General features: G+C 50.5%; 11 protein-coding genes. 7 read left to right on the top strand and 4 right to left on the bottom strand.

What is annotated here, in order from left to right; translation table 11 throughout:
* Positions 1-736 (top strand): 23S rRNA (adenine(1618)-N(6))-methyltransferase RlmF (gene rlmF / locus OB13_RS02755; protein ID WP_461488618.1); only part of this gene is annotated, 736 nt, incomplete at its 5' end.
* Between the two features lie 173 nt (positions 737-909).
* On the top strand, positions 910-1,311 hold the full coding sequence (locus tag OB13_RS02760) for a methionine-R-sulfoxide reductase (protein ID WP_461488619.1): 402 nt from the start codon (positions 910-912) through the stop codon (positions 1,309-1,311).
* Positions 1,312-1,420: 109 nt separating this feature from the next.
* On the opposite strand, the gene OB13_RS02765 is transcribed toward OB13_RS02760, so the two are convergent.
* Entirely contained in the window at positions 1,421-1,819 is a 399-nt protein-coding gene (locus OB13_RS02765; protein ID WP_461488620.1) for a hypothetical protein, read from the bottom strand.
* Positions 1,820-1,882: 63 nt separating this feature from the next.
* Between OB13_RS02765 and OB13_RS02770 the strand changes: the two genes are divergently transcribed.
* From OB13_RS02770 to OB13_RS02780, 3 genes are all read left to right on the top strand, one after another.
* Positions 1,883-2,269: a diacylglycerol kinase family protein gene (locus OB13_RS02770; protein WP_461488621.1), complete on the top strand. Its 387-nt coding sequence runs from the start codon at positions 1,883-1,885 to the stop codon at positions 2,267-2,269.
* A gap of 123 nt (positions 2,270-2,392) precedes the next feature.
* Positions 2,393-2,794 (top strand): DUF6970 domain-containing protein, encoded by a 402-nt coding sequence (locus tag OB13_RS02775; protein ID WP_461488622.1) that lies wholly within the window; start codon positions 2,393-2,395, stop codon positions 2,792-2,794.
* A gap of 7 nt (positions 2,795-2,801) precedes the next feature.
* Positions 2,802-3,278: a DinB family protein gene (locus OB13_RS02780; RefSeq protein ID WP_461488623.1), complete on the top strand. Its 477-nt coding sequence runs from the start codon at positions 2,802-2,804 to the stop codon at positions 3,276-3,278.
* Between the two features lie 147 nt (positions 3,279-3,425).
* Here the strand turns inward: OB13_RS02780 and OB13_RS02785 are convergent, their stop codons facing one another.
* Entirely contained in the window at positions 3,426-4,217 is a 792-nt protein-coding gene (locus tag OB13_RS02785; protein ID WP_461488624.1) for a DUF4382 domain-containing protein, read from the bottom strand.
* 263 nt (positions 4,218-4,480) lie between these two features.
* Positions 4,481-7,504 (bottom strand): AsmA-like C-terminal region-containing protein, encoded by a 3,024-nt coding sequence (locus tag OB13_RS02790; RefSeq protein WP_461488625.1) that lies wholly within the window; start codon positions 7,502-7,504, stop codon positions 4,481-4,483.
* 106 nt (positions 7,505-7,610) lie between these two features.
* Here OB13_RS02790 and OB13_RS02795 point away from each other — a divergent pair, with 106 nt between their 5' ends.
* Entirely contained in the window at positions 7,611-8,624 is a 1,014-nt protein-coding gene (locus OB13_RS02795; RefSeq protein WP_461488626.1) for a PorP/SprF family type IX secretion system membrane protein, read from the top strand.
* 63 nt (positions 8,625-8,687) lie between these two features.
* Complete coding sequence (gene gldJ, locus OB13_RS02800) at positions 8,688-9,923, top strand: gliding motility lipoprotein GldJ (RefSeq protein WP_461488627.1); 1,236 nt, start codon at positions 8,688-8,690, stop codon at positions 9,921-9,923.
* A gap of 81 nt (positions 9,924-10,004) precedes the next feature.
* Here the strand turns inward: gldJ and OB13_RS02805 are convergent.
* A partial coding sequence (locus OB13_RS02805) for a ComF family protein (protein WP_461488628.1) occupies positions 10,005-10,657 on the bottom strand: 653 nt, incomplete at its 5' end.

The raw sequence follows: 10,657 nt of genomic DNA on the forward strand, positions 1-10,657 counted from the left end.
TATTCCACAAGACTACTTGACTCCACCCATTCCCGGAAGAGCAGATTATATACATTATGTGGCAGACCTGATAGGCACCTCAAATCAGGGAAAGATCCCGACAGGAGATATGATAAAATGCCTGGACGTGGGTGTGGGTGCCAGCTGCATTTACCCTATTATCGGGAACAGGGAGTATGGCTGGTCTTTTATTGGTGCCGATATTGACCCGGTTTCCATCGAGTCATCAGGCAACATCTTGGAAGCAAATCCCTCACTGAAGGGTCATGTGGAGTTGCGGCTACAGCCGAATCCTAAAAATATCTTTCAGGGGATCATCCAAAAAAGTGACTTCATTGACCTGACCATTTGCAACCCGCCCTTTCATGCGTCTTTGGCAGAAGCACTAGCCGGCACAATCCGTAAACTAAAGAACCTACAGCAAAAGAAAGCCGCGAAGCCAACCTTGAATTTCGGCGGGCAGAAGGCTGAATTGTGGTGCCAGGGAGGGGAGAAAAGTTTTGTGGAGAAGATGATCTCCGAGAGCCGGCAAATGGCCACTTCCTGCTTTTGGTTTACAACTCTGATCTCGAAATCAGAAAACCTGAAACCTATACTTTATGCTTTAAAAGCAGCAGGCGCCTCAGATGTAAAAACCATTCCGATGGGCCAGGGGAATAAAATAAGCCGCATTGTCGCCTGGTCGTTTCTTAACAAAGAACAACAGCAAAAGTGGGTAGAGGCAAAGTGGAAGTAGAGGGGAATCAGCTAGCATACTTCAGATACAGGGTTTATACTTGTGCTAGATGATTTGTAAAGTAGGTTGAGCCCGTCGCTATACTTGGTAAGGCAGCGCGGCTAAACCTTCTTCTTTCAATCTTTGTTTTTAAAACCACACGTATAAACAAACCAACACCACAAGCATATACCATGAAAATAGCGAAAGACCCATCGGAATATAACAAACTGACCCCCGAAGAAGAACGCATCATCGTGCGCAAAGGCACCGAATATCCGGGTACAGGAGAGTATGAGCACAACAAGGCCGAGGGCGTTTACCTGTGCCGGCGCTGCAATGCGCCCCTTTATACCTCGGAGTATAAGTTTGAATCACACTGCGGCTGGCCAAGCTTCGACGACGAGATTACAGGAGCCGTGAAGCGTATACCGGATGCCGATGGCCATCGCACCGAGATCGTTTGCTCCAACTGTGGGGCGCACCTGGGCCACGTGTTCGAAGGAGAGTACCTGACCCCAAAGAACATCCGCCACTGCGTCAACTCGATCTCGATGAAATTTGTACCGGTGGAAGAACTGGAAAAGGAGGACTAATCCAAAAATCAAAAGGCAGGTGTGGAAACGCATCTGCCTTTTTTACTAAACCCCGAACTCCAATTTCTTACTTCTCCCTGAGTGTGTTTGCTATACATTGGTAAAACTTTCATAAGCCTGCCACTCCCGTCAGGACCAGGATGTAAGAGGAGATGTTATTGAAGAAAGTATGCCTCGCAACCAGAAGATAGACCCCAGCCAACAACTGCACCCGGAAGAGCAGGGGACCTATACCTGCAGCAACTGCGGGAACAAACTGTTTGAGGCAGGGACAAAGTTCGATGTCGGCTCTGGTTTCCCCAGCTTTTGGGAACAGATAGGACAGAACGTGACGCACCACCCACTCGATACATATGGCCGGCTCCGCATCCAACTCCTGTGCAGCCAGTGCCAACAGCACCTGGGCCACCTGTTTCAGGATGCCAGAACCCCTTCCCAGGTCCGGTATTGCATCCGGGCAGCCGCCTTGAAACTTGTACAATAGCGGTACATCGTACTGTTCTAACATTCTTGAACCCAACCAAGTATAATCATAGCTTTATCAGCCCATTTATCACCCATACAGCTTCCCATGGACCGACCTTCCTACATCAAGTCGCGCTACAACAGCTTTCGTTTCGCATTCAAAGGACTTTACGCGGTATTCCGCTCGGAACCCAACATGCAGCTGCATGTGCTGGCCAGCGTGGTGGTACTCCTCATGGGGTATGGTTTTGAAGTAACCCGGATGGAGTGGTGCCTGCTCATCCTGTGCATCGGACTGGTATGGGTGGCCGAAACCTTCAATACCGCTCTGGAAACCCTCACGGATCTTGTATCACCGGGGCAAAACCTGTGGGCAGGCAAAACCAAGGACCTGGCAGCGGGCGCCGTACTGCTGGCGGCGATCACGGCTGTGATCGTGGGCCTGTTCATTTTTGTACCTTATTGGGCAGACTACGTAAATGTAGACTTATAAAGCCTGGGGGATATAATTAAGTGCAATAAAGCTTTATCTTTGTGTTGCAACATCAGTTAAAAAGAGCACCCTATTGAGGAGGTAAATAACTACCTTTGCGCATTGTTTCAAAAAAGGATCACTATGGTCGCGAGAAAATCGTCAGGCTGGGTTTTTGCTGCACTGCTTTTACTGCTGACCGTGGTAAGTGGCTGCAAATCTTCGGATCTGCCTGCTCAGGACTCAGCTGACGAAAATGCCGAAGGCCAACATGCTGCCTGGCTCAGCGACCTCATCCGGGAGCTGGAGCAGGAGCCACCCGCCAATCCGCCTGCCAAATTATACCGCTACAACTACAAGGAGCAGGAGGTATACTACCTGCCAAGCCGCTGCTGCGATATCCCGGGCAAGGTATACGATGTGGATGGCAACCTCCTTTGCGAGCCGGAAGGCGGCATTACCGGCAAAGGGGACGGGCGCTGTACCGACTTTTTGGAAACACGGACAAACGAAACCCTGATTTGGGAAGATAAAAGAGAAAGTTAAATTAAAGATGACAGGAAACGACGTATTAAAGAATCTTTCAGAGTACAACATCTGGGCGAATCAGACCATGCTGGATGTATTTGCTGAGTTACCAGAGTTGCCTACCCACGCAGCCCGCTTATTTAGCCATGCCCTAAATGCGCAGGCCATCTGGATTGCTCGCATCACCAGCACCAAAAGCCCCGTAAAGGTATGGCAGGAGCACACTCTGGAAGAATTGCAGAAGTTACACAAGTACGCATCGTACAAGATTGCTGAACTGGTAGCCAACAGCGATGAAGCAGAATTCAACCGCCTCATAGACTATACCAACAGCCAGGGCCACCAGTATAGCACCCGCGTACTCGACATCCTGACCCATGCGTTCAACCATGCCACTTACCACCGTGCGCAGGCGGCCACGGACCTGCGTAAGAGCGGCCATACGCCTCCCAACACAGATTACGTTACTTATGTGCGTGAACTGATGGGCCAGGTATTTTAGATTAGACAAGAGACGTCAGACACAAGGCGTTAGACCCTAAATAAAAAAGGAGCTTCTCGATACGAGAAGCTCCTTTTTTATTTAGGGCAGATAGGTGTTCTAAACTTAAGAAGCAGGACCCAAAGTCATACCTCTTAAGGCCTGAGATTATTTCTTTGGTAAGGCAATCGTACCCAGGTCTTTGATCTGGTCCTGGGATACGCTTATATTAACCAATGTGGTATCTTGTAAGTTATTCTCCGTGTAGAATTTCACGCTGTAGGTACCAGCTTTTACCCCTTTGATCAGGAAGTTACCCTCATCATTGGCAAAACCACCGATCGTGTCATTCGCAGCTGAGATCACATAGATGCCTGGCTTCGCATCGGCAGGCGTTACTTTGCCTTTGATACCGCCTGCTATTGCCTGGGTAATGGTGCGCACCACCGGCTTCAGGTTGTACTGTCCGTTGCCTCTGGCTACGATCGACTTAGCGGCATCAAAGTCCAGCAACACTACATAGGTCACGTCTTCTTTCAGTTCGGCATTTATCTGCAGTTTTACACCGGAAGTCTGCCCGCTAGGCGTCTTCAAGGCCACAGTGTTGCCGTCTTTCAGTTTCAGTGAGTTGTTGTCGCCCAGCACCAGTCTGATCTGGGAGATGGTGCCTGCAGGCAGGTTGGCACTGGCTAGCAGCGTATCACGGCCGTTGGCAAAGTCCAGCAGGTTGTATACGCCCGGATGGATCTGGTCCAGCGTCTGCCAGCCTTCTTCACTGTCCGTTACTTCTTTGTGAATCTGTACAGAGCGGATATCTATGTTTACTTCATCGTAGTCGCCGGGCGCATCCGTCATACGAACTTCCATCTTGGCGGTGCCATTGCTGTCAGAGTCACTATCGCATGAACTGAAACCTACAAGGCCACTCAGCAGGAAAGGAATTACAAATTTTGCTTTCATAAAGTTTTATTTTAAAAGTTACATAGCAAATATCTGAACCAAAGATGAAGATAAAATGAAGATTCAGACAGGGCTATATTTTTTGAGCAGAGTGTGTAGTAATGTTTCTCTTATGAACCCTGCAACTACAAAACGATAAGTAATGAAATAATGTTATATAGCAGTACAAAAATAAAGGCTGGCTGAAGATACATTCAGCCAGCCTTTAGGAGTCCCTATAAGTACAATTCTCTGAGAGACGTACAGTTAAGGAAAATTACATTTTAGTTATTGCCTGCCTTTGTTGTATCCGGCTGCGTAGGGGCAGGCTTCGCTTTTGGCTTCAGCAGATCCGTAATTTTATTGGTTGCCTGCTTCTTGATCTGCTGTTCCGCTTCCAGTCGCTTTTTCTCCAGTTCCTGGCGTGCTTTGTTTTCTGCCTCCACGCGTTTTCTGTCCAGTTCATTCTTCACGCTGTCCTGCAGTTGCTGCTTGCGTTGCTCCAGTTGCAATTTGGCGTCGTCTACCTTATTTTGCACGGCACTCTGCACCAGGTCTTTGGCCTGTGCTTTTACGCTGCCGCCTGCCAGCGCAACGCGAGGCTGAGACAGGGTTCCACCTATGTTGAGGTTCAGGGTGATGCGCTCGGAATTCTTCAGGTCTTCGTTCCCGATCAGGCTTGCCAGGCGCGTGTTGAGTTCACGGCCTACTTTACCAGCCGGCACATTCAGAGCCGTCACGTAGTCGATGTTGCCATTCACATTGTTGGTACCCCCCACTGTCATATTTACATTGCCTATTTTCATATCGAAAGGCTTGATCACCAGGCTGCCGTCAATGATCTGCGCATCGATCTTCTTATGTTCGATTACGAATGACTTCAGCTCATCAAAACGTGTCAGCGAACTGATCTGATCCACGATCTTCACATCTTTGACAGCCGCTTTCACTACTTCGATTATACCTGCTCCATCCATTGACTTGAAAACGGGCGTCATGTCCTGGCCGATCTCTCCGGCCAGGTTGAACTTGGTGGAGAAGGTACCCTCCAGCAGACCTGCTATCGGCGCAATAGCCTGGATCGTGTTGAAGGCATTGAAAGCTTCTTTAAAATTCAGGTTCTGGATATCGAGCTTAAAGTCGAAGAGCGGGTGCTGCAGGTTCTTGGTGTTGTAGCTGCCGCTGGTCACAAACGTACCGCCCAGGGTGCTGAACTTCACGGTTTCCAGGCGGGCGACCTTGTCCTTCACCAATACGCGCCCATCCACGTTGCTCAGCTTCAGGTTGTCATAAAGTACCTGCTTGGCATCCACATTCAGGGTGATGTCCAGGTTGTCGGGCACTTCTACCACACCCTCTGCCTCAGTAGTGGCAGCAGTTGTCTGGCCGGTGTTTTCATCCACCATCCATTCGTTCACATTGAAGGTGTTGGAGATGAGGTTGAAGTTACCGCGCAAAGGCTGGTTCTCAGCCAGGGCATATCCTAAGTAGTTCGAGACAGTACCGCTGGCCTGTATATCGCTTTTACCCAGGAAGCCTTTCATGTTGTTGAGCTGGATGCGCTCGTTGTTGAATACCGCATCTGCACTGTTTATCTTGATGCCCTGTGGCAGGTCTTTGCTTACAAAGTTTAGGTTGCTGATGGCCATGGTGCCATTCGCGGTCACATTGGTATACTTCTCTGCCTCGATATCCGACATTTTACCTTTGGCGGCTACGTTCGCGTTGATGCGGCCCGATACCGTCATTTCATCCAGCGGGAAGATCTTGGTCAGTTTGGTCAGGTCCAGTATACCTTTGATCTGGCCATCAAAAACAGGCTTGTCAATCCCCTGCACCAGCACACGGCCTTCGAGCGGTTCCCCGTCCAGCGTCATCTTGAAGTGTTCCACGTTGATGCGGGTATCATCCGTATTGCCGGTCTTGTTCAGGATATTGGTCACCATGCTCAGGTTCTGGATCGGAGCCGGGAAGTCCTTTGACTTCACGTAGCCGTTGGTCAGGCGCATGTCCGCGTCTATCACGGGCATGCTCGTTTTGCTGTAGGTACCTTTCGCGTCGGCGTCTACTTTCAAGAGGCCCCGCAGGGTCATGCCTTCTACAGGGAATACCTTTGTGATCTCATCCAGATCGATATTGGCTCTCACGTTGCCGTCCACCTGCATGGTTTCTATACCTTGTACCAGCACGCGGGCGTCTATCGGATTCTTGCCCAGGTCCAGGTGCAGCTTGCGCACATCGATGATTGTGTTCTCCAGGTCGCCGTCCTTGTTGTCGATGCGCATGTCCAGGTTGATGTTACGGGCGGCCTGGGGCAGGTCGGGGTACTTGAACATACCTTCCATGATCTTCAGCTCCGTGCCAAAGCCCGGCATCAGCGAATCGTTCATGCGGCCTTTGAGGTAACCGTCAAAGCTCAGCCTGCCTTCTGTCTTGATGTCTTTGAAATCCTCCTGGTACATACCCGGCACCACCGACAACACATTGCGGAAATCGGTCTCCGTAGCCTTAAAGGTGAGGTCCATGTCTATATTCTCTTCCGGCATCAGGATCGTACCGGCAAACTGGAACGGAAACTCGTTGATGCGGATGTTGTTGTCCTTGAAGGTATAGAGGTACTTGTCCAGGTCCATGGCCAGGGTCACATCGGCATCGAGCTTGGCATTTTCGATGTAGTTCATGCCATCGTAGGTCATCACAAAGCGGTCCGCAGTGGTTTTGGAAACCATATCGAACACACTTTTTTCAAAGTCACCGCTGCCTGTATGGTGCACATTGTAAGCTGAAACCCCGAAAGGTATGCTCAGGTCATCGTAAAAGAGTGTCCCGTTGGTGATGTCCCATTTCTTGATCGCCATCCTGAAATCGCTGGCAGCGGTGTCAGCTGCAGCAGTTGCCGCCGTGTCAGCGATAAAGATATCCCAGTTGGCTTTGCCGCTCTTGAGCACCAGCAATCGGATCGTCGGATCGTTGAGCTGGATGGTATTTATTTTCACTTCGTTGCCTGTGATCACGCTCATCAGGTCAAGGCCCATGCGGAAGGAAGGTATGCGGGCCAAGGTGTCGGTCGCAAATGAATCCTGCCCCACGATCAGCAGGTTTTCAACGCCCAGCGACATATTGGGGAAGTCGCGCAGGAGCGAGAGGCTCACGTCCTCTGTCTTGTACTGCACGGAGGCGTTTATATTCCGGGCGATCTCTTTGTCTAAGGCGCCTTTAATTTTATCTTTGAAAAGAAAGGGCACCAAAGCCGCTACTGCAAACAGGAGCGCCAGGAAGACAAAAAAACCGATAACTACTTTTTTCATATGGATGGTTGGTTTTAGTAAAAGCTAAACTATATAATTTTATAGCCAAAACCATGCAAATTTTACACTAGCTCCTGTTAAATAACCGTTAAGGAGTGATTACAGTATGCGGATAGCCCCGAAAAAAATAATTTTATTTGTTACCTGCTGCCTCTGGAGCTTTGCCCTGCCGGCGCAGGAGGTGCTCTTTACGCAGCAGTATGCCAACCGGCTATACCTGAACCCGGCTTTCAGCGGCCTGGGCCATAGTTGGAGTGTTGCAGTCGCTCACCGCAACCAGTGGCCTTCGCTCAACGGCTCTTTCGTAACCAACCAGCTTTCGGGCGACTACCGGTTTGAAGGCACTAAAAGTGCCGTAGGCCTGGTGCTGCAACAGGACAAGGCCGGTGTTGGAGGATTACAAAAATTGCAGGCGGCTCTTTCCTATGCGTATCATACCAATCTGTCAGAAGACTGGGCTTTTTCAGCCGGCCTGCAGACGTCTTTTTCTTCCCTGCGCATCAATTACGATAACCTGGTTTTTGGGGACCAGCTGTCCGACAACGGGCAGACAGCCGTACGCTCTGCCGAGGCCAGTGTCTTCGAACCAAGCAGCTACCTGAGCTTTGCTGTCGGAGGCCTGGTGTATAGCCGCCAGTTCTGGGTGGGTTTTACTGCCTCGCATCTCAACAAGCCGGACTACGGGTTTGCTGAAACCACCCAACTGCCCCTGCGGTATGTTGCCAGTGCCGGCTACAAGTTCTACCTCCCGACCAGCCTGAGCCGCCGGAATGCGGAGTTCAGCCTGAGCCCGGCCCTAAATTTCTCGCGCCAGCAGAATTTTAGCCGGGTTGATGCAGCGCTGTATACTATCTACACGCCTCTGGCGTTAGGACTTATATATAAAGGAGTTCCGATAGCCAGCGCAGACCAGGACCAGAGTCTGGCCGTGATCGTGGGAGTAGAACTGGAACAGCTCCGGATAGGGTTCAGCCATGACATTGGATTGCAGGGTTTTGGCAGGCAGGCAGGAGGGGCTAACGAAATATCTTTGATTTTTGAACGGATCGATCTGAGTAATTTGTTGCGGGGCAATGGCAGGTATAAAATAAACCATAACATTGTTTGTCCGGCATTCTGAATTTAGTTATAATTGCACATTAAATTACGTTAAAAGAACCTTATCAATAGTAGGTCTTAATCTATGAAGCTTATTAAGTATGTATCGGCTGCCGTTTTGGGAGGAATACTTCTCACGTCCTGCGGAAGAGGGGGAGGCTACCCAACTAGTACTGATCCCGGGGACGTTAGCTCCGCCACAGGTATAGAGTACAATGAGGATGAGACAGCGTTTCAGGTAAACGACTATGAGGACTTTCCCCAGGCTCCTGGTCTGGTATTCATAGAAGGTGGCCGTACCACGCTCGGCTCTATGGAAGAAGATATTGCCATGACCCGCGACAACATCGAGCGCACGGTTACGGTTGCTTCTTTCTATATGGATGAGACAGAGGTTGCCAACATTCACTGGCTGGAGTACCTGCATTACCTGAAGGCGGATTCCCTGCCGGAGGTATACCAGGCTGCTTTGCCTGATACGACAGTTTGGTCACGCCAGCTGTCTTTCAACGACCCGTATGTAACGTATTACCTGCGTTACCCTGGCTTCCGTTTCTTCCCGGTAGTGGGCGTAAGCTGGTTACAGGCCAACGACTACTGCACCTGGCGTACGGCCAAGGTGAACGAGAACCTAGCGAAAGAAGCGACAAGTGGTGGTGGCAAGAGAAAAGGCCTGTTCGGAAAAAGAGCAGCGCAGGAGCCTGTTGAGGCAGAAGCGCTTTCAATCGAATCGGGTTATGTGCTTCCGAACTACCGTCTCCCAACGGAGGCTGAGTGGGAATACGCAGCGCAGGCTCTGATCGGTACGCAATACAACGAAGACGAAAACCAGCACAACAGAAGATTATACCCTTGGGACGGCCACCAGATGCGTAACCCGCATGGTAAGCAAATGGGCAAGTTCCTGGCTAACTTCAAGCGTGGTCGCGGTGACTATGCCGGTATAGCAGGCTCCCTGAACGACGGTGCTATGATCACGGATTATATCTACAGCTACCCGCCAAACGACTTCGGTCTGTACAACATGGCTGGTAACGTGAATGAGTGGGTACAGGACATTTACCGTCCGCTTTCCTTCCAGGATGTAGAAGATCTGAACCCGTTCCGCAGAGATGGTTTCCTGGACGAAGCTGAAAACTATGACAGCAGCGAAGGATACCATTCTTTGATCAATAACGAGGTGCGCGTTTTCAAAGGCGGCTCCTGGAAAGATGTTGCTTACTGGCTATCTCCTGGTACCAGAAGATTCATGGCGCAGGATTCCTCTACTGCAACGATCGGTTTCCGTTGCGCGATGATCAATGCCGGATCAAACAAATAAGAACTAACAGTTAATTAATATTAAAGGGCCTGGGTTTACCCAGGCTTTTTTCATTCCCACCGAGTTTGCCTGCAATGCCTGCTACAGGACAGCTGCTATCGTAGCCACACTTACTTCCTGGCAACCACTCTCCAACAACACCACGGCACAGGCCTCCAAAGTAGCGCCTGTGGTAAGCACATCATCTACCAGCAGTACACGTTTGCCTTTTACCAGCTCGGGCTTCTTTACTTCAAATACTTTTTCTACGTTCTGCCAGCGGTCCAGCCGACTCTTTTTGGTCTGCGTGGCCGTGTCGGTGTTTCGGACCAATATGCTGCTGCTCCATTCCACTTTCAGAGCATCTGACAAACCCTTTGCAAAACCATCGGATTGATTATAGCCACGGCGGCGCAACTTGAGCCGGTGGAGGGGCACGGGCAGGATCAGGTCAAACTGATCCGCGTACCGATGGTCGGAGAGGAGCGCGCCATACCGCTTTCCCAGCTGTTCTCCCAGTTCTTGCGCTCCTTTGTACTTGAGGCGGTGCAAAAGCCGCTGCACCCGCCCTTTGGGCCTGAAGTAGAGGTAGGCAAATGCAAACCGAACCGGCACCTTGCCCCAAAACCTTTGCTGCAGTGTATTCAACTCAGTAGCGCCATGCACGTGGAAGTTAGTATAGGGCAGCTTGACGTTACAGTCCGTGCAGATATATTTCTCACCCCGTGCCAGCGGGTTGTCGCAGGCGTAGCACA

The organism is Pontibacter sp. HJ8, assembly GCF_054824225.1.